18 protein-coding genes and 1 pseudogene are annotated in these 25,303 nt (G+C 65.4%); 13 read left to right on the forward strand and 6 right to left on the reverse strand.

The window, feature by feature from the left end; all coding sequences use genetic code 11:
* Positions 1-51 precede the first annotated feature (51 nt).
* Positions 52-1,275, forward strand: coding sequence for a citrate/2-methylcitrate synthase (locus ACVMIH_RS29550; RefSeq protein ID WP_057015541.1), 1,224 nt, complete (start codon positions 52-54; stop codon positions 1,273-1,275).
* Between the two features lie 60 nt (positions 1,276-1,335).
* Here ACVMIH_RS29550 and ACVMIH_RS29555 read toward each other — a convergent pair whose 3' ends face one another.
* Positions 1,336-1,998 carry a DedA family protein gene (locus ACVMIH_RS29555; protein WP_057015540.1) on the reverse strand — a complete coding sequence of 221 codons (663 nt, stop codon included), beginning with the start codon at positions 1,996-1,998 and terminating at the stop codon, positions 1,336-1,338.
* Positions 1,999-2,290: 292 nt separating this feature from the next.
* Here ACVMIH_RS29555 and cobS point away from each other — a divergent pair, with 292 nt between their 5' ends.
* The 5 genes from cobS to ACVMIH_RS29580 all read left to right on the forward strand — a co-directional run bounded on the left by cobS (position 2,291) and on the right by ACVMIH_RS29580 (position 7,934).
* A complete protein-coding gene (gene cobS / locus ACVMIH_RS29560) occupies positions 2,291-3,289 on the forward strand; it encodes a cobaltochelatase subunit CobS (protein WP_057015539.1) in 999 nt (332 codons plus the stop codon).
* A 3-nt stretch (positions 3,290-3,292) separates the two neighbouring features.
* A complete protein-coding gene (locus ACVMIH_RS29565) occupies positions 3,293-3,703 on the forward strand; it encodes a GNAT family N-acetyltransferase (RefSeq protein ID WP_229190794.1) in 411 nt (136 codons plus the stop codon).
* On the forward strand, positions 3,700-5,598 hold the full coding sequence (cobT, locus tag ACVMIH_RS29570) for a cobaltochelatase subunit CobT (protein ID WP_028343273.1): 1,899 nt from the start codon (positions 3,700-3,702) through the stop codon (positions 5,596-5,598). The genes ACVMIH_RS29565 and cobT overlap by 4 nt, the downstream gene beginning before the upstream one ends.
* A gap of 3 nt (positions 5,599-5,601) precedes the next feature.
* Positions 5,602-6,684 carry an esterase-like activity of phytase family protein gene (locus tag ACVMIH_RS29575; RefSeq protein WP_229190795.1) on the forward strand — a complete coding sequence of 361 codons (1,083 nt, stop codon included), beginning with the start codon at positions 5,602-5,604 and terminating at the stop codon, positions 6,682-6,684.
* Positions 6,685-6,821: 137 nt separating this feature from the next.
* Entirely contained in the window at positions 6,822-7,934 is a 1,113-nt protein-coding gene (locus tag ACVMIH_RS29580; RefSeq protein WP_456864321.1) for an NADH:flavin oxidoreductase/NADH oxidase, read from the forward strand.
* A gap of 21 nt (positions 7,935-7,955) precedes the next feature.
* Here the strand turns inward: ACVMIH_RS29580 and ACVMIH_RS29585 are convergent, their stop codons facing one another.
* The gene (locus ACVMIH_RS29585; RefSeq protein ID WP_456864323.1) at positions 7,956-9,467 is read right to left on the reverse strand and encodes an FAD-dependent monooxygenase; all 1,512 of its coding nucleotides are present in this window, start codon (positions 9,465-9,467) and stop codon (positions 7,956-7,958) included.
* A 55-nt stretch (positions 9,468-9,522) separates the two neighbouring features.
* Between ACVMIH_RS29585 and ACVMIH_RS29590 the strand changes: the two genes are divergently transcribed.
* Both ACVMIH_RS29590 and ACVMIH_RS29595 read left to right on the forward strand, forming a co-directional pair.
* Positions 9,523-10,161: a TetR/AcrR family transcriptional regulator gene (locus tag ACVMIH_RS29590; protein WP_456864325.1), complete on the forward strand. Its 639-nt coding sequence runs from the start codon at positions 9,523-9,525 to the stop codon at positions 10,159-10,161.
* A gap of 105 nt (positions 10,162-10,266) precedes the next feature.
* A complete protein-coding gene (locus tag ACVMIH_RS29595; RefSeq protein ID WP_057015535.1) occupies positions 10,267-11,367 on the forward strand; it encodes an LLM class flavin-dependent oxidoreductase in 1,101 nt (366 codons plus the stop codon).
* 66 nt (positions 11,368-11,433) lie between these two features.
* On the opposite strand, the gene ACVMIH_RS29600 is transcribed toward ACVMIH_RS29595, so the two are convergent.
* Positions 11,434-13,116 (reverse strand): phospholipase D-like domain-containing protein, encoded by a 1,683-nt coding sequence (locus ACVMIH_RS29600; protein ID WP_057015534.1) that lies wholly within the window; start codon positions 13,114-13,116, stop codon positions 11,434-11,436.
* Positions 13,117-13,347: 231 nt separating this feature from the next.
* Positions 13,348-15,615, reverse strand: a complete 2,268-nt coding sequence (locus ACVMIH_RS29605) for a DUF2235 domain-containing protein (RefSeq protein WP_456864327.1) — start codon at positions 15,613-15,615, stop codon at positions 13,348-13,350.
* Between the two features lie 220 nt (positions 15,616-15,835).
* On the opposite strand from ACVMIH_RS29605, the gene ACVMIH_RS29610 reads away from it, so the two are divergent.
* A complete protein-coding gene (locus ACVMIH_RS29610; RefSeq protein ID WP_057015532.1) occupies positions 15,836-16,255 on the forward strand; it encodes a hypothetical protein in 420 nt (139 codons plus the stop codon).
* A 159-nt stretch (positions 16,256-16,414) separates the two neighbouring features.
* Here ACVMIH_RS29610 and ACVMIH_RS29615 read toward each other — a convergent pair whose 3' ends face one another.
* Positions 16,415-17,539: an ABC transporter substrate-binding protein gene (locus tag ACVMIH_RS29615; RefSeq protein ID WP_456864329.1), complete on the reverse strand. Its 1,125-nt coding sequence runs from the start codon at positions 17,537-17,539 to the stop codon at positions 16,415-16,417.
* 206 nt (positions 17,540-17,745) lie between these two features.
* Here ACVMIH_RS29615 and ACVMIH_RS29620 point away from each other — a divergent pair, with 206 nt between their 5' ends.
* Positions 17,746-18,744 (forward strand): winged helix-turn-helix domain-containing protein, encoded by a 999-nt coding sequence (locus tag ACVMIH_RS29620; protein ID WP_057015530.1) that lies wholly within the window; start codon positions 17,746-17,748, stop codon positions 18,742-18,744.
* A 20-nt stretch (positions 18,745-18,764) separates the two neighbouring features.
* On the opposite strand, the gene ACVMIH_RS29625 is transcribed toward ACVMIH_RS29620, so the two are convergent.
* Positions 18,765-19,385: a TetR/AcrR family transcriptional regulator gene (locus ACVMIH_RS29625; protein WP_194295307.1), complete on the reverse strand. Its 621-nt coding sequence runs from the start codon at positions 19,383-19,385 to the stop codon at positions 18,765-18,767.
* Between the two features lie 52 nt (positions 19,386-19,437).
* Between ACVMIH_RS29625 and ACVMIH_RS29630 the strand changes: the two genes are divergently transcribed.
* The 3 genes and pseudogenes from ACVMIH_RS29630 (at position 19,438) to ACVMIH_RS29640 (ending at position 25,303) form a co-directional block, all read left to right on the forward strand.
* Positions 19,438-19,695 carry a hypothetical protein gene (locus tag ACVMIH_RS29630; protein ID WP_057015528.1) on the forward strand — a complete coding sequence of 86 codons (258 nt, stop codon included), beginning with the start codon at positions 19,438-19,440 and terminating at the stop codon, positions 19,693-19,695.
* Between the two features lie 287 nt (positions 19,696-19,982).
* A pseudogene (locus ACVMIH_RS29635) lies at positions 19,983-23,452 on the forward strand (acyl-[ACP]--phospholipid O-acyltransferase).
* Positions 23,453-23,527: 75 nt separating this feature from the next.
* Positions 23,528-25,303, forward strand: a complete 1,776-nt coding sequence (locus ACVMIH_RS29640) for an NAD(P)-binding domain-containing protein (protein WP_057015526.1) — start codon at positions 23,528-23,530, stop codon at positions 25,301-25,303.

The following is a 25,303-nucleotide window of genomic DNA, read 5'->3' on the forward strand; positions in this document are numbered from 1 at the left end:
TCAAGGTCAGGCCTCTCGACGAGTTGATCAATCTTGATTATATAAATCAATATGAAAAAATCCGCCGAGCTTTACCTCTCCGCTCGCGAAGCCGCCGCCGAGCTCGCGATCTCGCCGGCGACCCTCTACGCTTATGTCAGCCGCGGGCTGATCCGCTCAGAGCCGTCGCCGGATTCGCGCAGCCACCGCTACCGCGCCGAGGACATCAGGGGGTTGAAGGAGCGCCGCGTGCCGTCGCCGGAGCCGCGGGGCTTCCGTAATTTCGACGCCGACCTGCCGGTGATGGATTCGGCGATCGCAACCATCACCGAGCAAGGCCCGATCTATCGCGGCGTCAACTGCGTCGAGCTCGCCGAGCGCGACACGCTGGAGCACACCGCGACGCTGCTGTGGGATGTCACCGGCGTCGATCCGTTCGCGCCGGACAATTGCCCGCACCTCTCGGACGAAATGCGCGCGATCGCTGAGGCCGCGCGCCGCGCCCAGCCGATCGACCGCACGGTGGCAGTGCTGGCGCTGGCGGCAAGTGCCGATCCCGGCGCCTTCACGCGCGCGCCCGACGGCCGCGCCATGGTCGGCGGCCGCATCCTGCGGCTGCTGGTCGCGACCATGCTGAACGCTGCGCCATCGAACGAGCCGCTGCACGAGCAGGTGGCGCAGGTTTGGACGCCAGGCAACAAGCACGCGCCCGACCTGATCCGCCGCGCGCTGGTGCTGCTCGCCGATCACGAACTGAATGCGTCGACCTTCACCGCACGCTGCGCGGCATCGACCGGGCTCAATCTGTACGACGCCGTGATCGCGGGTCTCGTCGCGCTGAAGGGACCGATGCATGGCGGTGCCGGCGTGCTCGCCTCGCGCCTCGTCAAGACGATGCTCGACAATGACGTTGCGCCGGTGGTTCGTGAGCGGGTCGCGCTTGGCGAACGTTTCGCCGGCTTCGGGCACGGCGTCTACAAGAAGGGCGATCCGCGCGCGATCTCGCTGCTCGAGGCGCTGACGCGGGCCGGCGCGCCGCGCAAATTCACCAGGGAAGTGCCGGAGCGGATCGCGGAGGCAACGGGCGAATTCGTCAACATCGATTACGCGCTGGCGGTGCTGGTGCATGCGCTGCGGATGCCCGCGGGCAGCGAGCTTGCGCTGTTCGCGATGGCGCGCAGCGTCGGCTGGATCGCGCATGCCAGCGAGCAGCTTCAGCTCGGCAAGTTGATCAGGCCTCGCGCGCGCTATGTCGGTCCGGCACCCGGGCGGGCGGGAACGACCAACAGCATCTAGCGCATGATCCGGAAAAGTGGAGACCGGTTTTCCGAGAAGATCATGCGCAAGTGAAAGGAATTATTTCGCCGGCTTGGCCGGTTCGATCAGGCTGCCGCCATGCCGGCGGCGGATGGTCCAGACAGCCAGCGCCAGGATCACGGCGCCGCCCGCGACCGCAAACATCCAGAGATGCTTGCCGACATGGCCATGATGCGGCAGGCCGGCATAGTCATGCAGCGCGGTGACGGCGAGCACGCCGGGCAGCACATGCGCCGGCGCCCAGAGCAGGATCGCGGGGATGTTGACCGCGTAGAAGCGCGCCGGCGGCATGCCGAGCGCGCCGGCCGTGATCGGCACGAAGGCGCGGATCGGCGGCACGAAGCGGGCGAAGAACACCGCGAGCACGCCCCAGCGGTTGAAGAAGGCCTCGCTCTGCGCCACCACGCGCGGGTAGTTGGAAAGCGGCCAGGCCGACAGTATCTCGCGCTGGCTGCGGTGGCCGATCAGGTAGGCGGTGCCGTCGCCGAGCATCGCGCCGGCGGCCGCCGCGGCGAGCACCGGCAACAGCTTCAATTCGCCGCCCGGCACCAGCGCGCTCAACGCCAGGATGATGGTCGACCCCGGCACCAGGGAGCCGACCACCGGCACCGCCTCCAGCAGGGCGGCCAGAAACAGCGTCAGATAGGCAAGCCAGGCATGGGCCGAAACGAACGCGATCAAAGGGTCAAGGAATGAAGTCACAAAATTCCCATGTGGCGGTGTTATCGATTTGAGAGCTAACAACTCCCCGCCGGGCTGAAAAGTGCCCGGCCCGGGCCGGCCGTCGTGGTGCTGCGGCAAAAGTACGGCGGGATTTGCAGGGCAGCCTTCCAAAAACCGAGTTTCGCTCCTATCTTTATGATAGAACAACGGAACTTTGATTTGCTCGCGGGCTTCTGCCAACCGTTGCTCTCTGCTAGGCTTATGCGAAGCACCCCATCCGCAGCCAAACGATTAATCTGGTTTCGGGAACGCCCGGGACCTCGGAGGATGAATGACGACCGCCGTCCAGACCAAAGCTCAGGAACCCGTCGGCTTGCCCGACATGAAGGTGTCGGTCCGGCAGGTCTTCGGGATCGATAGCGACCTGGAAGTTCCCGCCTATTCCGAAGTCGATCCGCATGTGCCGGAAGTCGACAGCGACTACCGCTTCGACCGCGCCACCACGCTCGCGATCCTCGCGGGCTTTGCCAAGAACCGCCGCGTGATGGTCACCGGCTATCACGGCACCGGCAAGTCCACCCACATCGAGCAGGTTGCGGCCCGCCTCAACTGGCCCTGCGTGCGCGTCAACCTCGACAGCCACATCAGCCGTATCGACCTCGTCGGCAAGGACGCGATCGTGGTCAAGGAAGGCAAGCAGGTCACCGAATTCCGCGACGGCATCCTGCCCTGGGCCCTGCAGCACAATATCGCGCTGGTGTTCGACGAATACGACGCCGGCCGCCCGGACGTGATGTTCGTGATTCAGCGCGTGCTGGAAGTTTCCGGCCGCCTGACGCTGCTCGACCAGAACAAGGTGATCAAGCCGCATCCGGCGTTCCGCCTGTTCTCGACCGCCAACACGGTCGGCCTCGGCGACACCTCGGGCCTCTATCACGGCACCCAGCAGATCAACCAGGGCCAGATGGACCGCTGGTCGATCGTCACCACGCTGAACTACCTGGCCCATGACGAGGAAGTGGAGATCGTGCTGGCGAAGGCGAAGCACTACCGCACGCAGGAAGGCCGCGACATCGTCAACAAGATGGTGCGGCTTGCGGATCTGACCCGCAACGCGTTCGCCAATGGCGACCTGTCGACGGTGATGAGCCCGCGTACGGTGATCACCTGGGCCGAGAACGCCGACATCTTCAGCGATATCGGCTTCGCGTTCCGCGTCACCTTCCTCAACAAGTGTGACGAATTGGAGCGGCCGCTGGTCGCCGAGTTCTACCAGCGCTGCTTCAACGTCGAGCTGCCGGAATCCTCGGTCAACGTGGCGCTCAGCTAGTCCATGCCGAAAATCTCCGTCGAGCGCACAGTCACAAAGACGAAGAAGGCGGTGCTCGGCGGATTGCTCCACTACAACAACGAGAAGATGGGGAAGCAGAAGTACAAGCGCTTCGCCATCTCGCTGCGGCAAGGCGACGAGATCGTCGGCGGCATCGTCGGTGAGGTCTGGACCGCGGTGTTGTTCATCCAGTTGTTCTGGATGGAGCAGAAGTTTCGCAACAAGGGCTTTGGCGCGAAGCTGATCAAGGCGATCGAGGACGAGGCGCGGCGCTTCGGAGCGACGCGATCCTATCTGGATACGATGAGCTTCCAGGCGCCGGGCTTCTACCGCGCCAACGGATATAAAGAGTTCGGTTCGATTGAGGGGTATCCCGGCGGCGTAACGCGCCATTGGTTTACGAAATCGCTATGACAACCTCCAACATCAAATTCCGTCCCGGATCCAAGGAAGCGCCGACCGAGCCGTTCAAGCGCTCGGTGTCGGCGTGCCTGAAGGCGATCGCCAAGAAGCCGGAGCTCGAGGTCTCCTTCGCCGCCGAGCGCCCGGGGCTTGCGCCCGGCAAGGCGCGGCTGCCGGAGCCGGCGCGCAAGATGACCAAGCGCGATGCGGCGATCGTGCGCGGCCACGCCGATTCGATCGCGCTCAAGATCGCCTGTCACGATCCCAAGGTGCATCGCAAGCTGATGCCGGGTAATCCGCAGGCGCGCGGCGTGTTCGAGGCGGTCGAGCAGGCGCGCGTCGAGGCGATCGGCTCGCGGCGGATGGCGGGCGTCGCGAAGAACCTCACCGCGATGCTCGACGATCATTTCCATCGCGGCAAGTATGATGAGATCACCGACCGCGCCGACGCGCCGCTGTCGGATGCGCTGGCGATGCTGGTGCGCGAGCGTCTCACCGGCATGGCCCCGCCCGCGGCCGCCAAGAAGATGGTCGATCTCTGGCGTCCGACCCTGGAGGACAAGATCGGCTCGCGGCTCGACAAGCTCAGCCGTTTCACCGAGGACCAGGCGAGGTTCGGCGACCTCGTCCATGATCTGCTGTCGGCGCTCGATCTCGGCGACGACCGCAACATGGATTCGGACGATGACGACGACCAGGACGAGAATCAGGACGGCGAGAGCGATCAGTCCGGCGCCGAGGGCTCGCCCGACTCCGACGCCGCGCAGGAGATGAGCGCCGACCAGGCGCAGACGTCAGCGGAAGAGATGAGCGAAAGCGCGATGGAGAGCGCGCAGGCCTCCACGTCGGACACGTTCGACGACGGCGAGCTCGGCGACGACGAGACGCCGGGCGAGGCGACGCGGCCGAATGCGCGCGGACAGAACGAGCCGCGCGGTCCGGAATATCACGCCTTCGCGCCGAAGTTCGACGAGGTGATCGCCGCCGAAGACCTTTGCGATCACGACGAGCTCGAGCGGCTGCGCTCCTATCTCGACAAGCAGCTCGCGCATCTGCAGGGCATCGTGGCGCGGCTCGCCAACCGCTTGCAGCGCCGGCTGATGGCGCAGCAGAACCGCGCCTGGGATTTCGATCTCGAGGAGGGCATCCTCGATCCGGCGCGGCTGTCGCGCGTCGTCACCGATCCCTATCATCCGCTGTCCTTCATGCATGAGAAGGAGGCGACCTTCCGCGACACCGTGGTGACGCTGCTGCTGGATAACTCCGGCTCGATGCGCGGCCGCCCGATCACGGTCGCCGCCACCTGCGCCGACATCCTGGCGCGCACGCTGGAGCGGTGCGGCGTCAAGGTCGAGATCCTCGGCTTCACCACGCGCGCCTGGAAGGGCGGGCAGTCGCGCGAAGCGTGGCTCGCGGCCGGCAAGCCGGCCAATCCGGGCCGCCTCAACGATCTCAGGCACATCATCTACAAGTCGGCTGACGCACCCTGGCGTCGCGCGCGGAAAAACCTCGGGCTGATGATGCGCGAAGGCCTGCTCAAGGAGAACATCGACGGCGAGGCGCTCGACTGGGCGCACAAGCGCCTGCTCGCGCGCCCCGAGCAGCGCCGCATCCTGATGATGATCTCCGACGGCGCGCCGGTCGACGACTCCACGCTGTCGGTCAATCCCGGCAACTATCTCGAGCGGCATCTGCGACACATCATCGACGAGATCGAGACCCGCTCCCCGGTCGAGCTGATCGCGATCGGCATCGGTCACGACGTGACGCGCTACTATCGCCGCGCCGTGACCATCGTGGACGCCGAAGAGCTCGGCGGCGCCATTACCGAAAAGCTCGCCGAGCTGTTCAGCGAGACTCACGGCTCGGCGCCCGCGCCGGGCATCCGGCGCCGCCTCCACTCGTGAGACATGCGCTCATCCCCTAGCCGCCGCCGTTTCCTCCAGGGTATGGCGGCGGGGCTGTCGGCCGCCGCATTGCCGCGTCTTGCGCAGGCGCAGAGCGCGACCCAGCCGCCGGCAACGCCGAGGCCGGCTGCGAGGCCGAGCCCCTACCGGGTCAACGAACCGGTTTCGATCGACGTCAACGCGCGGCCAATGCCGTCGTTCGATATCCGCGACCGCGCGCGCACGCGGTTCGGCGCGCTGGAATATCGCAGCGGCCTGATCCTGACCTCGTCGTTCTCCGGCTTCGGCGGCCTCTCCGCGCTACGGCTCGATGCCAAGGGCGAACGCTTCATCGCGGTCAGCGACCAGGGCAGCTGGTTCACCGGCCGCATCGTCTATCGCGGCCGGGAGATGGTCGGGCTCGAGGATGTCGAAGCGGCGCCGCTGCTCGGCGCCGACGGCAGGCCGATCACCGCGACCCGCGGCTGGTATGATTCGGAATCGCTCGCGCTCGACGGCTCGTTCGCCTATGTCGGTCTCGAGCGGGTCAACCAGGTGCTGCGCTTCGATTTCGCCAAGGGCTTTACCCGCTCGCGCGGCGAGGTGATTGCGCTGCCGCCGGCGGCACGCAAGCTTCCCAACAACAAGGGGCTGGAGGGGCTCGTCTTCGTGCCGAAAGGCCAGCCGCTTGCCGGTACGCTGATCGCATTCTCGGAACGCGGGCTCGATGCGAGCGGCAATTTGGTCGCCTTCCTGGTCGGCGGCAAGACGCCGGGCCAGTTTAGCGTCCGTCGCAGCGAGAATTTCGATATCAGCGACGCGGTCCTGCTGCCGTCGGGCGGTCTGTTGATTCTGGAGCGGAAATTCTCCTGGTTCGGCGGCGTCGGCATCCGCATCCGCCGTCTCGCGCTGTCCGATATCGCGCCCGGCGCCGTGGTCGACGGCCCCGCGATCTTCAATGCCGATCTCGGCAACGAGATCGACAATATGGAAGGCATCGACGCCCATGTCACGGAGGAGGGCGAGACCGTGCTGACCATGGTCTCCGACGACAATTTCTCCCTGATCCAGCGCAACCTGCTGCTGCAGTTCACGCTGGTGGACTGAGGGCGCCGGCCCGGAGGGACCCCGTCAGGACATTGCTGATCTGCGCCCCGGCCTGCGCGGCCATCCGGACGGTTGGTGATCGGCCGTGGTGCCTCTATCTTAACCGGGCCCTCTCCCCGATCCCGGATATCCGCCGCATGAGCACCCTGTTCTCCCCGATCGAACTGCGCGACCTGAGACTCTCCAATCGCATCATGGTCTCGCCGATGTGCCAGTATTCGGCCATCGACGGCTCCGCCAACGACTGGCACTTCACCCACATCAACATGCTGGCCCTGTCGGGCGCGGCGATGTTCTGCATCGAGGCCACCCATGTCGAGGATATCGGGCGGATCACGCCCGGCTGCCTCGGTCTTTACAATGACGCCAACGAGGCGGCGCTGAAGCCGATCCTGGCCTCGGTGCGCAAGCATTCGAAAGCGGCGGTCGCCATGCAACTCGCCCATGCCGGCCGCAAGGCGTCGAGCCAGCGCCCCTGGGAGGGCGGGCAGTTGATCCCGATTGCCGAAGGCGGCTGGCAGACGGTCGGACCATCCAGCGTCCCGCACAAGGAAGGCGAGACCGCGCCGGTGGCGCTCGACGACGCCGGCCTGACGCGCATCCGCGAGGCCTTTGTCGCGTCGGCGAGGCGCGCCGACCGGCTCGGCATCGATGCGCTCGAGCTGCACGGCGCGCATGGCTATCTGCTGCACCAGTTCCTGTCGCCGATCGCCAACAAGCGGACCGACCGCTATGGCGGCTCGCTGGAAAACCGCATGCGCTTCCCGCTGGAAGTGTTCGACGCCGTGCGCGCCGTATTCCCGGATCACAAGCCGATCGGCATGCGGGTGTCGGCGACCGACTGGGTCGAGGGCGCCTGGGACCTTGCGCAGACCATCGAGTTTGCCAGGGAGCTGAAGAAGCGCGGCGTCGACTGGATGGATGTCTCCTCCGGCGGCGTCTCGCCGTTGCAGAAGATTCCGCTCGGGCCGGGCTACCAGGTGCCGGCGGCGCTGGCGGTCAAGGAGGCGACCGGCGTTACCACGATGGCGGTCGGCCTGATCACGGAAGCGAAGCAGGCGGAGGAGATCGTCTCGTCCGGCAAGGCCGATATGGTCGCGCTCGCCCGCGGCATGCTCTACGACCCGCGCTGGGGCTGGCACGCTGCCGCCGAGCTCGGCGGCGAGGTGAGCGCACCGCCGCAATACTGGCGCTCGCAGCCCTCGACGCAGAAGGCGCTGTTCGGCAAGACCACGTTCGGGACGCGCTGACAGCGCACCTCGCTTGCGAGGTCACGGCATGGCGGGCCCGAACCAGCGCGTCAGCGCGGCGTCGAGGCCCGTCGTGTCGGCGTCGTCGGCCGCCCAGGCGATGCAGGCATCCGGGCGGATCAGCAGCGAAGCGCCGCTACGTCGCGGCACGCATCGCACGAAGATATCCCAGCGTGCCGCGATCGCTGACGCGGCTCCATCAGTCGCATCGACCAGCACGGCCCTGCCGTCCTCCATCCGATCGAACAGGGTTGTTTCCGCGCCGTCGTCGCCGAGAGCAAAATTGCCGGAGAGCCGGCCGACCGATGGATGGTCGCTGCCGAGATCGTAACGGATCCTGATGCCGCTGATCATTTCGCCGAAATAGCGGGTGCCCTCGTCGAGGCTCATCAGATCAGCGACGATCTCGCGCAGGGCATCAGTCATGACGTCAGGCCGCATCAAGGCGACCTGGGCGCGGGTGTTGGCCAGCACCCTTGCCGCGATCGGGTGCCGCTCCTCGGTGTAGCTGTCGAGCAGGCTGTCGGGCATGCGATCGCACACGACCGCCGCAAGCTTCCAGCCGAGATTGACCGCATCGAGCAGGCCGAGATTGAGGCCTTGTCCGCCGAATGGCGAGTGCACATGCGCCGCATCGCCCGCCAAGAGGACGCGGCCCCTGCGATAGCTGTCGGCCTGTCGCGCATTGTCGGTGAAGCGCGTCGCGGTCTTGACAGCGGTGACGCGAACGTCGACGCCGCTGAGCCGGCGCAGGGTGGTCTCGATCTCCTCGCGCGTCACCGGCGCGCTGCGATCGGCCGGCGGTCCGTCGAACTCGGCCAGGAACACCCGGCCAGGAATCGGTCCATAGGCCATCATGCCGACCGGCGTTCGCCGCCAGCCGACCGGCAGAAGTCGATCCGGATGATCGAGATCGACGATGGCCTGGTGTCCGGTGAGGGTCGGTTCGGTGCCGGGGAATGCGAAGCCTGCGCGCTTGCGCACGGCGCTGCGTCCGCCGTCGCAGCCGACGAGATAGGCCGCGTGCAGCGTGGCATCGCCGGACGCGTCCTTAGTTTGCGCCACGACGCCGTCGCCGCTATCCTCGAAATCGATCAACTCGCAGCCGCGCCTGATCTCGATGCCGAGCGCGTGGGTGCGCTCGGCAAGCATGCTTTCCAGGGCTTGCTGGTTCACCCCGCGCAACCGCCGGTCCGGCTCGCGCTGACGCGTCTGGTCGATCAGGAAAATGCCCGAGAAGTGACCGCCGAATTTCTTGAACGGCAGGTCGCTCGCATCGCCCGAGCCCTTCATGAGCCTGGACATGCTGTCCGCCATGCTGCGTTCGACCGCATTCATCGCATCGCCGAGGCCGCGGCGCTCGAGGGCCTCGCCTGCCAGCGCGCCGATCGCGCCGGCCTTGATGGTCTGGTCGGGCTCGGCCAGCCGCTCGATGACGATCACGTCGGCGCCGCCCAGGGTCAGTTCGATCGCCAGCAGCAGTCCGGTCGGCCCGGCACCGACCACAACCACATCGGTTCGTTCACGCGTCACGCCGTCACCATAAAATTATACTCAGTATAATATTTATTATGGTACAAATTCCCGCATGTCAAATCAGGGCGGGTTGCGGGAGCGGAAGAAGGAGGCGACGCGCCAGGCGATCTCGGATGTCGCCACCGAGCTGTTCCTGGAACGGGGCTTCGACAATGTTTCGGTGGCCGAAGTCGCCGAGGCAGCCGAGGTCTCCCGGATGACGGTGTTCAATTACTTTCCACGCAAGGAAGACCTGTTCTTCGACCGTGAAGAGGAAAGCCGTCAGTTGCTGCGGACTGCCTTTGCCGAGCGTCCGGCCGGCGAGGCGCCGATCGCGACGCTCCGCAAGCTGGTGCACAGCCTGGCGGATCGCGTGCATCCGCTCGCGAAATTCACCGACGCAACGGCGAAATTCTGGCGCACCGTCGCCGAGAGCCCGGCGCTCTCGGCGCGGGCGCGCGAGATGCGTGACGAACTGATCGATGATCTCGCGAGCGTGCTGGCGGCAGCCATCAAGCGCCCGCTCGCCGATGCCGATGCCCGGCTCGCCGCGTCGATGGTGGTCACGGCGCTGACCGTCGCCTATGCGGAAGGGCTTCGCGAGCACAAGGCCCGCAGGTCGGCTGCATCGTCACGCGAGACCTTCCTGCGGATCATGGAGCGAAGCTTTTCCGGTATCGCGATCATGCTGAAGGATACGCCCTACGCATGAATCCCGGCCGAGCCGGATGCGACAAGGCCATTGTTCTGCCGTAGCCGGGGCAGCTACTCTCGAAGCGCGTGCGGAAGACACGCATCGAACAAAGAGAGGAAACCCATGGAACTCGGATACTTCGCGATGCCGTCGCATCCGCCGGAGTGCGGATTGAAGGAGGGCCACGACTGGGACCTGCAGGTGCTGCGCTGGCTCGACGAGCTCGGCTATCAGGAAGCCTGGATCGGCGAGCACCACACCGCACCGTGGGAGCCGCATCCGTCGCCTGATCTGTTGATCGCGCAGGCGCTGCTGCAGACCAAGAACATCCGCATCGGGCCCGGCGGCTTCCTGCTGCCGTATCATCACCCGGCCGAGCTCGCCAACCGCGTCGCGATGCTCGATCACCTCTCGAACGGGCGGCTCAATTTCGGCGTCGCGGCCTCCGGGCTGCCGAGCGACTGGGCGATGTTCAATGTCGACGGCATGTCGGGACAGAACCGCGACATGACCCGCGAGGCGCTCGAGATCATTTTGAAGATGTGGACCGAGCCGGCTCCCTGGACCCACAAGGGTAAGTTCTGGACCGTGACCAAGCCGGACACGATGTTCGATTTCCTCAAGCCGCACATCAAGCCTCAGCAAGCGCCGCATCCGCCGATCGGCGTCGCGGGGCTCTCCAAGAATTCGGATACGCTGAAGCTCGCCGGCGAGCGCGGCTTCATTCCGATGAGCCTCAACCTCAACCCTGCCTATGTCGGCAGCCACTGGGATTCGGTCGAAGCCGGCGCGGCCAAGACCGGCCGCACGCCGAGCCGCAAGGATTGGCGAATGGTGCGCGAGGTATTCGTCGCCGACACCGATGAAGAAGCATGGAAGCTGTCGACCGGCGACATGATGGGCCGGATGATGGGCGAGTACTTCCTGCCGCTGCTCGGCCACTTTGGTTTCAAGGATTACTTGAAGGCCTCGCCCGACGTGCCGGACAGCGACGTCACGGTCGAATATTGCGCGCGCAACAACTGGATCGTCGGCTCGCCCGCGACGGTCACCGAGAAGATCGAGCAGATCTACCAGGAGGTCGGCGGCTTCGGCGTGCTCCTGGTGTTCGGCTTCGACTACAAGCACAAGCCGGAAGCCTGGCACAATTCGCTGCGGCTCCTGAAGCAGGAGGTGCTGCCGCGGCTGAAGCATCTCGACGCCTCGGTCGGCCGCGCGGCGTAGGTTTGGCGGAGAGGATAACAAGGGGCAGCGGTAACGCTGCCCCGTGTTCACGACGGATCGCCGGCGTCAGGTGGTGCCGAGCCAGAACCGCGTTTCGGTTTCCGCCCAGCCCTTGCCGATGCGGTTGCTCAGCCAGGTGTCGCTGCGCTTCAGACCCTTGTCCTTCTGGCCCTCCGGCGTGTTGCGCCAGGCCTGCCAGCGATACTGGCCGTAGATGCTGACGATGCGCGCGGCATAGGTCAGCGCCAGCTGCGAATCGCCCCTGATGATGACGAGGTTGTCGTCGTTCTTGGTGCTGGCGCGGTCGGAGAAATTGTGCGAGCCGGTCATGACCACCGCGTTCTTGCCGGCCGGATCCAGCACGATCACCTTGCTGTGCACGGCGATCATGAATTTGCCGGTGTTCTTGATCTCGTGCTCCCACCAGTCCGCGGTCTTGTCGATGCCGGCGGGCCGGATCACGTCGGCGATCTGCTTGCCCTTGAAGACCTGCTGCTGTCCGTCGCCGGCCAGGAGCTGCAGCTGATCCTTCGGGCTGTCCTTGCCCTGCGCCGGGAAATTGTTGAGCACCCCGCGCACATAAAGCTTCTTGTCCTGCGCCTTCTCCAGGATCGGGCCGAGCAGGCCCTTGTTGCCGGGATTGAGCATCAGGCACGCCGCGCCATGCTCGGTGTCCTCGATCATCCTGGTGGCTTCCTTGAGGTCACCGCTCCTGGTGGTGGGCGTGAACCAGACGCTGAGCTTCGACTTGCCGATGGTGAAGGGCCATTCGTGATCGCCGGCCAAGGCCAGCGCCTTCGGCGACTTGCTGCCGTCGGCGTAGATCGCTTTCCAATGGTCATGATAGGCCGCCGCGACCTTGTCGTCGGTGATCTCGAGCCCGTTGTTGTTCTGGGTGCACAGTCCGGTCCGGGTCCAGTTGGTGCTGCCGGTCCAGACCACCTTCGGCTTCTGCGCGCCGTCGCAGAACACCGCGAACTTGTTGTGGGCGTAACGGCTCGGCGCGATCTTGCGGCGGACGATGTCGACGCCGGCCTTCTTCAGCACGCCGGCGTTCTTCTCGGTGTCCTTGGCGGTGGCGTCGGCCTTGCCTGTGCTGTTGCCGAGCACGACGTGCGCCTTGCCCTTCATCGCGGTCAGCGCGGCGATCAGCTCAGGGTCGTTGAACTCGTAGAGCGCGAGATAGACGTCGCGCTTGCTCTTCTTGGCTTCAGCCAACAGCGCCAGCAGGCGGGCGCCGAGCTGGCCCTTGAGGAAGTCACGGATCTTGTTGCCCTTGGTCGAGATCGCCTTCTCCAGGGTTTGCGCCGGCTTTTTGTCCTTGCCGATCGCGCGCGACAGCCATTGCGCCGAGATCGTGCCGCGGTTGAACCATGGCTTGAGCGGGCCCGACGGCATTGCGGAGACGTATTCGGTCCATGTCGCTGGCGCACTGTAGGCGGGCTTCACCTTGGTGGCGCCGTCCTTGAGAACCGGAACGACGCCATAGCGGACCGGCGCGTCGGTTGGCGCCAGGAAATCGGTCCAGTTGGTCTTCTGCACCGGCCATTCGGTGCTCGGCCGATGTTCGCCCGGCTTGTGATCCTGCGCCTGGTCCTCGAACCCGACCCAGGTGTCGACCACGGTTGCACTTTTGCCCTGCTGCTGACGATACAGCGCAAAGCCGAGGCAGTCCGGGATCATTGCCGCGACCTCCCAGACCACGAAGATGCCGTCGGTGGTCGGGAACGCCTGAATTGTGGAAATCATGGTGATGCCTCCAAATCGCGGCTGAGAAATATCCGGTCGACATGAACCTGGCGCGTCAACGTCGCCCGGCGATCCCTGAAGTCGCGTCGGATCGTTCCGGGCGTCGGGGCAGCTGATCTAGCAAGGAGAGTATGCCAGACAATCTACAACCTGGTCTGTCGGCAGGATCACAGATCGGTCACGTCGTGCGCACCCGTTGGGCCGCGATGCTGTGGGCCCGATCGCGGCTTCCTACAGCAACCGCACCGTGACCTTCGCCTTGCCCTTATGGTCGCCGTAGAACCATCCGCAGACCCAGGGCAGGCTGATGACGGCCTGGTTGACGTAGAGGAAGATCTCGCCGCTGCGATCGGCGGTGAAACGCGCCTTGTAGACCTGCGGGTCGGTGTTCGACACCGGCAGGGGGTCGAGAAAATACTCGTCGACGCCAGTCTCTCCGACCCGTGCGATCAGCCTGAACCATGGCCGGAACAGGATCCGCCGCAGGAAGATCGCGAAATAGCCGCGCAACTGCTTTGTGCCTTCGATGGTCGAGGTCCGGTATCCGATCGGCGTCACCGCGCGGCCGGCGTCCTCCCATGGCTCCGACATCGTGATCGCGATCTCGTATTTGAACCCGGTGCGGACCTTGAGGCCGGTCGGCGCACAGATGGCGCCGGTGTCGAAGTCGGCGGCATCCTGCGGGATGCCCTTGTCGACGGCGACAAGCTTGTCCGTTGCAGTGCCCTTGCAGAATGCCCCCGTCGAATCGGCGAGATTGAACAGGAAGTGGCTGACCAGCGTCGCGCTGAACCAGACCAGCAGGGCCGTGAGCAGGAAAGGGACGACATGCCGCTTTCCGACGTTGAGAATCCACTGATAGACCGCGCTGGTACGGAATCGATAGATCGCATCGTGCATGAACCCGGAGAGTGGCGTCGGCTTCGCGCGGTCACGCCAGATGATCCGCATCCTGTCGCTGATCGTCGCGCTGAGCGAACTGCCGGCACCCATCAGCACGATGACAGCAAGGATGCCGCCGGCGAACCATTCCGGATTGCCGGCGTACCAATCGGTCCACCAATGAAAGGAATCGGGCAGGAACGATTGAACGAAGCGCACCAGCTCCGAGATCATCCTGACAGGTGAGCTGAATTCGTGCTCCTTGTGCTGGCTATGGAACAGCCAGAACGCGGCCAGATGCAGCGACGCCGCCAGCGTGGCGAAGTAGGCGATCCGCCGCATCCAGACGTAGTTCCACAGCTTCTCCTGTGCGGCATAGCGCGCCGGTGCGCCCGCGGGCGTCTCAAACGTATTGGCGCCGAGCGGAGTGACCTGGCCGCTGCGCGACACGACCACGTAGTTCGGCGGAAGTCCGATCGGGGCATAGGCATTGGCGCCGCTGTCGATCCGCTCGAACACGCTCTCGTGGATCTTCGGCATCGGCACGCTGACGCCGGCATAGGGATCGTTGCAGAGGTCGGCGACCTTGCGCGGACCGTACCGGTAGTACGCGCCGAGGCCGGCCCGGGAATCGTAGAGGCGGCCATCCTTGTCCTCGGAGGACTTGATTGACTTGATCGCGTCAGGGTCGGCGATCGGTGCGCTCTTGAATGCGAGGCCGCGCTTGACGGCTTCGTCGACCAGCCAGGCCAGCGGCACGAATGCGACAGCGTCGTCCGGATAGCCGCCGCCGACATTGGCGTGCATGCCGACGAACCAGACCTGGATGAGGCGCTCGCCATCGATGCTGGTCGGCACGGCCGGTGCGGGCTGCCCCGGCTCTTGCTCGGTCCAGAGCACCGGATGAAAGGTCGTGCGCTCGTCGTCGAGCGCCAGCGCGTGTCGCGCGCACTTGACCTTCGGGCTTAGAATCCGGTTCGGCAGTTCGAGCGGCCACACCCAGTTGGAGATGCCGCGCGTCATCTCGTCGATCGGCAGGCCATAGGCCGCGACGGTATCCCAGATGCCGATGAACTCGATCGCCGGCACCGGCTTCCGCGCGATCCTTGCATACGGCTTGTTGCCTCGAAGGCGATCCCACAGCGGCACAAGAACATAGTCACGCAGCGCGCGGAACAGCACCTCGATGCGCCAGATCGAGTGGTAGCCCTCGGCCCGGTATGCGCGATAGGCCTTCACCGCGCCGTCGTGCAGCTCGGATTCGGTGTCCGCGACGATCAGGCCCTGATTGAGGATGAGTGCGGCGAGCGTGCGCACGGTGAACGCGCCGCGGCTGAATCCGAACAGGTAGACCTTCGAATCGTTCTCGTGGTCGTAGTTCCGGCAGATGAACTTGTAGGCGTCGAGGATGTTGCGCTTGAGGCCGTAGCCGAAGGCGCCGCCGAGGATGGCCAGCGGAATGAATTTCGACGTGCCGACGCCGTCATCATACTTGGCGGCCTGCGTATTGCCCTGCAAATCCAGCGACTGAAATATCCGCCAGACATTGGTGCGCCAGACGCTGGAAGCGGCGTTGCCGGTGCCGTCGGACAGAATAATGATCTTCGGACTCGGCATTAAAGGATGCTCGCTGAAACGAATGAAGCGGATGGCGCAGCGTAGCAGGGACCGGATCGATTGCTACCTTTGATCGTTCTTTAAACATTCCATGCCGCGATAGGTGTGAACTGGCGCACAAAGCGTCACGTGGTCGCGGCCATGTGAGAGGTGACCGCTTTCGCGCTGCTGCGAAAAGGCCTAGCCTGATAGCGGCGCAATTCATTGATGAGGCACAGCCATGCGCAGCCACGTCAGAAAATTTGCCCATGTCCTAGAGCGCTTCGGCCTTGCTTTGGCGGGAGCTGCAAGCGGTCTGTTTGTCGCCATCCATGTCGGCTCGAGCGTCTCGGCGCTGACCTCGCAGGCGTTCCTGCTCGTCATGATGCTGGGCGGCGCGATCGGCTTCTATCTCGGCATCGATACGCCCCCCAAGCTGTTCCATCCGAAGGATACGGCCTCGATGCGCAAGATCGACGCGGCGGAGCTGCTCGGCGCGATCGGGACCTTCCTCGCGACAATGGTTGCGTTCTTCTCGGTTGGCGTCGTCGTGCTGCGCAGCGAGCCGGACATCGGCTGGACCGCGGCCATCATGGCGGGCTGGGTGCTCGGCGTTGCCATGCAGATCGTCGGCGGCACGATCGCGCGGGCGCGCGCGTGAAGCGTCGGAGTGGCGTTGGACGAGGCTGGTTTGTTGGCTCGGGATCGGTCGTGTTGCAGGGGGGATGGTCTGAACGCAAGTCCTGTGTCGGCCGTCACCGCTACGCCGGGACACCGCAAAGGCCTACGCCAAGCCGGATCAGCTGCTACTGCGCCTCCCTCATCGGTTCGCGACCTTGGCGGGGTCCTTGACCGCCTTGAACGTCTCCTGCTCGACGCTGTAGAGCTCGCCGCCGACCTTCTCGACCCTGCGAATGTAGATGTCGTGGACGACTTCGCGCGTCTTCGGGTCGATCGACATCGGGCCGCGTGGGCTTTCCCAGGCCATGCCCTTCATGGCTTCGACCAACGCATCGCCATTGGTCTTGCCGCCGGTCACCTTCAGCGCCTCGTAAATCAGATGCATGCCGTCATAGGCGCTGACGCTGATGAAGTTCGGTCGAACATTCGCGTTGGCCTTGCGAAACGCCGCGACATAGTCGCGGTTCAGCTCGGATGGATGCGCGGCGGAGTAGAACCCCGCCGTGATCATGCCGATCATCGCATCGCTCATGCCCGGCAGGTCCTCGTCGTCGGCGATGTCGCCGGGGCCGATCAGCTTGATCCCGCTCTTGTCGAGCCCGCGCTCGACGAACTGCTTGGCCAGGATACCGGCCTGGCTTGTCGGGACAAAAATGAACAGAGTGTCGGGATTGCCATCCCGCGCGCGCTGCAGGAACGGCGCGAAATCGGGGTTGGCCAGCGGCACTTTCAGCGCTTCGACGATCATTCCACCTGCCGCGGTGAAGCTCGCCGAAAATACGCCGGCGGCTTCGCGCCCGGGTGCCCAGTCGGATGCGATGATGGTGGCCCGTTTCGATCCGTTTCTCGCCGCCCAATCCGCCAGCACGCTGGCCTGCTGCGCGTGCGTCCAGCTGGTGCGCACGAAGTAAGGCGACCGTTCGGTCACGATCGAGGTGCCCGATACCATCACGACGGTTGCCGTCTTGCTCTCATTGGCCAGCGGCGCGAGCGCCAGCACGCTCGGCGTCAACCCGCCGCCGAGGATCGCCACCCCGTCGTTGACGATCAGCTCCTGCGCAATGCGCTTGGCATTGTCGGGCAGGCTGGCATCGTCCCGGACGATCAATTCGATCTTGCGGCCGGCGACCATGTCGCCGTGCTGCGCCATGTAGAGCCGCGCCCCGGCGACCGCCTGCTTGCCGACCGGCCCCAGAACGCCGGTCAATGGCATCACCAGCCCGACCCTTACGACGTCCTGCGCCTGGGTGGGTCCCGGTCGCACCGCCGCAAGCGCCAGAACGGCCCCCGACCAACATGGCAAACCGGGTACTCGACATGGCCAACCTCCCGCGAGCCCGGAGATGATGCCGGGCCGGTTCGCGACTATCGGCTTCGCGCCAGGGAAGTCCTGATGAAGAAGTGACAGAACGGCGAATTTCCTGCTAAATTTTCCCGATTGGTGCCGTCTGTGGGCATGGAGTGACCTCTATGGACCCGGCGACTGATTCCGTTTTGATATTTGATTCCTTTGAGCTTGATCTCGCCCGCGGCGTAGCCCGCGTGGATGGTGTCGATCTCGATCTCAGGCCGAAATCATTCGCGGTGCTCGGCTATCTCGCCAGCAATGCCGGACGGCTGGCGTCCAAGCAGGATCTGCACGAGGCGGTCTGGGGTAACGTCGCGGTTTCCGACGACTCGCTCGTCCAGTGCATCCGCGAGCTGCGCCTGAAGCTGCGCGATGATGACCACCGCATCATCAAGACGGTGTCTCGCCGCGGCTATCGTCTCGATGCCAGGCCGCTGCCGCCGCCGCACGATCATGGATCGCAGAACGTCTCGCGCCGAACGTCCGCTCCCCGCGGCATCGCGGCACGCTTGGCCGCACTTCCCCGATGGTCGCTGATCGCCGGCCTGTCGGTGATCGCCTTCGCATCATTCGCATCCGCGCCGCCGCTCGCCAACGGGATGTGGCATCCTCTGGCCGAATTGGCGCACTGGCTTGTGCCGCAGGATCACGGCATCGTGCCGGAGCAGGATGTCGAGCGGATCACCGCGCTGGCCGCCGAGAAGCAGCTGCCGCTTCCCGCCTATCGCGTTCGCGCGCCGGCAAGTGACGTACCGGACAATGTCCGCCGCTTTCTCGGCGTGTGGGTGAGCGCCGAGGGTTGGATCAATTCGCACCGCCAATTCATGATGATCGTCACCAATGTCGATCGGGATGGTGTCGCGACCGGCTATCTCGTGAACGGCCCGGCGATGCCGCACAGCCGTGTACCCGGGCCCGGCTTTTCCGGTGGCTTCACCGGATATGTCCTCGACGACGTCTTGCGCTATGACGGCAATACCGGACTGCATTCCGCCTCCATCACCGCGGATGGGCGGATCGAGTTCAAGCTCGTCTTCCGTCAGGGAGGTACCAGTGTCGTGTTCCTCGAACCGCTCTGGACCCTTGCCCACCCAGGCCCCATTGCACGCAGTCAAACCTGATCGAAGCGCACCCGGTGTGATTACGCGCGCCGCGAAACACCGAGCCCCGCCAGATGCGTGTCGACGAACTGCGCGAGGCGCTCGCGCAGCATCTCAGGCGGGACCGCGACCATGCGCTCTTCGAGGCCGAGCGAGATGATGCCGTGGACCGCGGAGAACATCGTCCGCGACAGCAACGCGACATCGTCGGGATCGCGATCGGGCAGCAGCCGGAGCAGCGGCGCATGCATCAGCGCGAACGCCTCCATCACCATCGTGAGGATGTCTTCCGGAAACGGCCGGTCGTCCTCCATCCGGTGCTCGAACAGCGAGCGCAGCAGATTGGCGTGCTCGGTGGCGAAGCCGAGATAGGCGTCGGCAAGTCCGTGCAGCTGGCGCAGGGGATCGTCGGCCGGGACCGCCTTGAGCCGCGTGGTCAGGGCGTGAACGGTCTCCCGGTTCACCGTCAGGATCAACCCGTCGAAGTCGCCGAACTCATTATAGACACTGCCGATGGAGCAGCCGGCGGCCTCGGCGACATCGCGAACCTTGAGTGATCTCAAGCCTTTAGTGGCGATTGACCGACGCGCGATCTCGATCAGCAGAGCCCGCCGCTGAAGTTTTTTTCGGTCTCGTCGCGATTCTTCTTGAACAATGTTCATTTTCGTACTACTAATTTGAGCGTTGCTCAATTTGGCATAGGAGGCCACTCAGATGCAGACCCTAGCACTTCAATTGACCGCCACCCTTGTCGATGACGCGATCGAGCTCGTGAAGGGCTTCGGCCGCGCCGTCCTCACGCTGGCGACCGCGCCGATCGAGCGGATCGCCCGCGCCTGCGACGTCGCAGGCGTCCTGGAGCAGCGGCGCGCGGATCGGCGCGCGCCGCGCCAGGCGGCTGCGAGCGGAGGCCGCTGCAAGCCGCGCAACTGCCGATGGTCACCGTTCGGCGGCTTGAGTGAACTGACCTGAAGCACGCGGCCCGCAATTGTCGGCGAAACCTCAACAAAGCGCTCACCATGTCCCCTGCGAGCCTATCCGGCGTCGATCAACCCCAGGTCTGGATAAGGTCTCGTACATCTCTGGCGGGCAATGTCGCGACGTCCCGGTTCGCCCGATTTTGCGCGCCTTCGAACCGATACGTTGCGGAAAAGACTAAAGGCTGCGGCATCCCCGTCATTTTCTCCACGCTCACCATTCTCCGCCACCCGAATTCGCAGACCTGCCAGCGCCGTGCGCGCTAACCCAAGGAACCGGTCATGATCAAGGAATTGATGACGTCCCGCCGCTTCGCGCCGCTGTTCTGGTCGCAGTTCTGCTCGGCGTTGAACGACAACGTGCTGAAGAACGCGCTCGTCATCATGCTGCTGTATGGCGTCGCCAACGAGCAGGGGCCGGCGCTGGTCCAACTCGCGGGGGCGGTGTTCATCGCGCCGTTCTTCGTGCTCTCGGCGCTCGGCGGCGAGCTCGCCGACCGCTACATCAAATCCGTCGTCGCCCGCCGGCTGAAGTTCTTCGAGATCTTCGCCGCGGCCTTTGCCGCCGCCGGCTTCTTCACCCATTCGATCCCGCTGCTGTTCATCGCGCTGGCGCTGTTCGGCATCGTCGCGGCGCTGTTCGGTCCGGTGAAATATGCCGTTCTGCCCGACCAGCTGTCGGTGTCTGAACTCGCGACCGGCAACGCGCTGGTCGAGGGCGCAACCTTCATGGCGATCCTGATCGGCACCATTGCGGGTGGCATGTTCGTCGCCGGCGCCAGCCACATGGGCTGGATCTGCGCCGCCGTGGTCGGCCTGTCGGTGCTGTCCTGGGCGTTTGCATCGCGCATCCCGGTGACGCAGCCGTCGGCGCCCGATCTGCCGATCACAAAAAATCCCTGGACCTCGACCGTGCGCCTGTTGAAGTCGCTCTATGCCGAGCCGCGGCTGTGGGACGGCATGGTGATCGTGTCCTGGTTCTGGATGGTCGGTGCGATCGTGCTGTCGCTGCTGCCTGCGCTGATCAAGGAAGGCGTCGGCGGTACCGAGGGCGTGGTCACGCTGTGCCTCGCCGTGTTCGCGATCGGCATCGCCGCCGGCTCGCTGTTCGCCGCGCAGCTGAGCCATGTCCGCCCGAACCTCGCGCTGGTGCCGATCGGCGCCATCGTGATGGGCGTGGTCGGCCTCGACCTGCCTGGGCGATCGCCACCACCTCGCTCGGCAAGGATGTCACCGCGGTTGCGTTCGCGACCTCGTTCGGCGGCTTCCGCATGCTGGCCGACTTCTTCCTGTTCGCCTTCGGCGGCGGCCTGTTCGTGGTGCCGTCGTTCGCTGCCGTGCAGGCCTGGACCGCGCCGTCCGAGCGCGCCCGCATCATCGCCGCAGGCAACATTTTGCAGGCCGGCTTCATGGTCGCCGGCGCGGTGTTCGTCGGCGCCCTGCAATATATCGGCCTGCCGATCGCCTGGATTTTCTTCGGCCTCGCCGTCGCGAGCTTCGGCACCGTCTGGTTCGTGCTGAGCAAGTGGGGCAAGGAGGGCGTGCGCGACTTCGGCGCGCTGCTGTTCCGGGCGCTGTTCCGTGTCGAGGTGCGTGGCATGGAGAACCTGCCGCCATCGGGCACGCGGATGCTGATCGCGCCCAACCATGTCAGCCTGGTCGATGGCCCGCTGCTGCACGCCACCTTGCCGATCGATGCGAGCTTCGCGGTCGACACCGGCATCTCCAAGGCGTGGTGGGCCAAGCCGTTCCTGAAGATGATCAAGCATTACACGATGGACCCGACCAAGCCGCTGGCCGCGCGCGACCTGATCAAGCTGGTCGCCGCCGGCGAGCCGGTGGTGATCTTCCCGGAAGGGCGCATCACGGTCTCGGGTTCGTTGATGAAGGTCTATGACGGCACCGCAATGATCGCCGACAAGGCCGATGCGGTCGTCGTCCCGGTCCGCATCGAGGGCGCGCAGCGTTCGCATCTCAGCTATCTCAAGAATGGCGAGATCAAGCGCTCCTGGTTCCCCAAGGTGACGATCTCGATCCTGCCGCCGGTGAAGCTGCCGGTCGACCAGTCGCTGAAGGGCAAGGCGCGCCGCAATGCCGCCGGTGCCGCGCTGCAGGACGTGATGATCAACGCCATGGTCCAGAACGCGATGCTCGACCACACGCTGTTCGAGGGCCTCGGCCACGCCTATCGCGACCGCGATACCGGCAAGCCGATCATCGAGGACGCGCTCGGCACCAAGCTGACCTATCGCAAGCTGATCCTCGGCGCCCAGGTGCTGAGCCGCAAGCTCGAGCAGGGCACCGCGGTCGGCGAGAATGTCGGGGTGCTGCTGCCGAACTCGGCCGGCGTTGCCGTCGTGTTCATGGCGCTGCAGACCATCGGCCGCGTGCCGGCGATGCTCAACTTCTCGGCAGGTCCAGTCAATGTGCTGGCGGCGATGAAGGCGGCGCAGGTGAAGACCGTGCTGACCTCGCAGGCCTTCATCGAGAAGGGCAAGCTCGACAAGCTGATCGCGGCGCTCGCCGGCCAGGCGCGCGTCGTCTATCTCGAGGATGTCAGGGCCGGCATCGGCCTCGCCGACAAGGTCGCGGGCTTCCGCGCCGGCATCGCGCCGCGCGTCGCCCGCAAGGCCAACGATCCCGCGGTCATCCTGTTTACCTCGGGTTCGGAAGGCACGCCGAAGGGCGTCGTGCTGTCCCATCGCAACATCCTCGCCAACGCGGCACAGGCGCTGGCGCGGGTCGATGCCAATGCCAACGACAAGGTGTTCAACGTGCTGCCGGTGTTCCACTCGTTCGGTTTGACCGGCGGCATGATGATGCCGATCCTCGGCGGCATCCCGATCTTCATGTATCCGTCGCCGCTGCATTACCGGATCGTGCCCGAGCTGATCTACCAGACCGGCGCGACGATCCTGTTCGGCACCGACACCTTCCTCACCGGCTACGCCCGCTCGGCGCATGCCTATGACTTCCGCACGCTGCGGCTCGTCATCGCCGGTGCGGAGGCGGTGAAGGAGCGCACGCGGCAGATCTACATGGAGCGCTACGGCATCCGCATCCTCGAGGGCTATGGCGTCACCGAGACCGCGCCGGTGCTGGCGATGAACACGCCGATGGCCAATCGCCAGGGCACCGTCGGCCGCATCTCGCCGCTGATGCAGTACCGTCTCGATCCGGTCCCCGGCATCGAGGAAGGCGGCCGCCTGTCGGTGAAGGGCCCGAACGTCATGCTCGGCTATCTCCGTGCCGAGAATCCCGGCGTGCTCGAGCCGCTGCCCGAAGGCTGGCACGACACCGGCGACATCGTCTCGGTCGACGCGCAGGGCTTCATCGCGATCAAGGGTCGTGCCAAGCGCTTCGCCAAGATCGCCGGCGAGATGGTCTCATTGTCCGCGGTGGAGGCGATCGCGGCCGCGATCTGGCCGCAGGCCATGTCGGTTGCGGTCACGCTGCCCGATCAGCGCAAGGGCGAACGCATCGTGCTGCTCACTACGCAGAAGGACGCCGACCGCGCCGCGATGCAGCGCCAGGCCAAGAGCGTCGGCGCCTCCGAGCTCGCGGTGCCGGCCGATATCCGCGTCGTCGACAAGGTGCCTCTGCTCGGCACCGGCAAGACCGACTATGTCGGCGCCACTGCGCTGGCCAAGGAAATAGCAGCGGAACTTGCCGCGGCGCCTGCGCCGCAGGTCGAGCCCGCCGGCGATGAGGGCGAGGCCGAGCCGGCGCGGCTGGCGCAACACGTTGCATGAGGCTTGGCATGATGGTTGTGCTTTTCGGGAGCATGTTGTCAGATAGACGGCAACTGCTCCCGAGAAAGCACGATCATGCTGGACAAACTGAACCCGGCCACGGAGGACGCGCCTGAACTTGCCGCCGAGCAATGGATCGGCGCGCTGGATGCGGCGCTCGCGAGCCGCTCCACGGAGGCTCTATCCGCATTGTTTGCGCCGGAGAGCCATTGGCGCAATATCTTCGGCATCTCCTGGCAGTTTGCGACCTTCAGCGGGCGGCAGCGCGTCGTGGCCGAGCTGCTTGCACGCGCTGAAGCGGTCGGCGCGCGCGGATTTCGTCTCGATGACCGTGCCTTGATACCGCGGCAGGCCGTGGTGGCCGGACGCGAGGCGATCGAGGCTGTCTTCACCTTCGACACATCGAATGGCCCCGGCACCGGCGCGGTGCGGCTGCTCCACGATGCTGACGGAAATTCCGCGGCGTGGACGTTCTCCACGATGCTCGACTTCAACCGCATCTGCGAGGCGCGCACCGACGGCGCTGCCGAGCAATCCCACGCGCGCGATTTCGCCGCACCCGACTGGCTGGAGCAGCGACAGGCCTCGCGCGCCTATGCCGACCGCGAGCCCGACGTGCTGATCGTCGGCGGCGGCCATGCCGGCATCGCGGCCGCGGTCGAGTGCAAGCGGATCGGGCTCGATGCCCTGATCGTCGATCGCGAGCGGCGCATCGGCGACAATTGGCGGCTGCGCTATCGCGGCCTCAAGCTGCACAACAAGACGCCGGTCAATCTGTTCCGCTACCTCCCGTTCCCGCCGAGCTTTCCGGACTACATCCCGAAGGACAAGATCGCGAACTGGCTGGAGAGCTATGTCGACATCATGGAGCTCGACTTCTGGACCGAGACCTCGTTCGAAGGCGCGCGCTATGACGATACGACGCAACGCTGGACGGTGACACTGCAACGCAGCTGTGGCCCGCGTACGCTGCATCCGAAGCACATCGTGCTCGCGACCAGCGTCAGCGGCACGCCGAACATTCCCAGGATCGACGGCATCGGGAATTTCGAGGGGAAGGTGCTGCACTCCAGCGCGTTCGCGGCCGGGCGCGAATGGGCGGGGCGTTCGGTCGTCGTGTTCGGCACCGGCACCAGCGCGCATGACATCTGCCAGGAGCTGCACGCCGCCGGCGCCGACGTCACCATGGTGCAGCGCAGCCCGACCATGGTGGTCAATGTCGAGCCGGCGCAGCTCTACGACAAGACCTATCTCGGCGATGGCCCGCCGATCGAGGTGCGCGATATCCTCAATTCCGGCGTGCCGCTGCCGGTGATGAAGATCGCGCACAGGATCATCACTGACGAGGTCAAGCGGCTCGATGCGCCGCTGCTGTCGCGGCTGGAGCGCGCCGGCTTCCGGCTCGAGTTCGGCGAGGACGGCACCGGCTGGCCGCTGAAATTCCGCTCCCGCGGCGGCGGCTACTACTTCAATGTCGGCTGCTCCGAATTGATCGCCGACGGCAAAATCCGCCTGATCCAGGCCGCCGACATCGCCGATATCACCGCCGCCGGCCTTGCGCTGAAGGACGGCACGTCGCTCGCCGCCGAGCTGTTCGTGCTCGCCACCGGCTACAAGGGCCCGGACCATCTGGTCGGCAGGTTGTTCGGCGAGGACGTCGCCGCCCGCGTCGGCCGCGTCTGGGGCTTCGACGAGGCGACCCAGGAGCTGCGCAACATGTGGACGCGCACGCCGCAGCCCGGCCTTTGGTTCGCCGGCGGCGCGTTCTCGCAGGCCCGCATCTACAGCCGCTTCATCGCGCTGCAGATCGCAGCGATCGAGGCCGGCGCGCTTTCCAAGCAACTCACCTGA

This window comes from Bradyrhizobium sp. USDA 4503 (assembly GCF_054055815.1).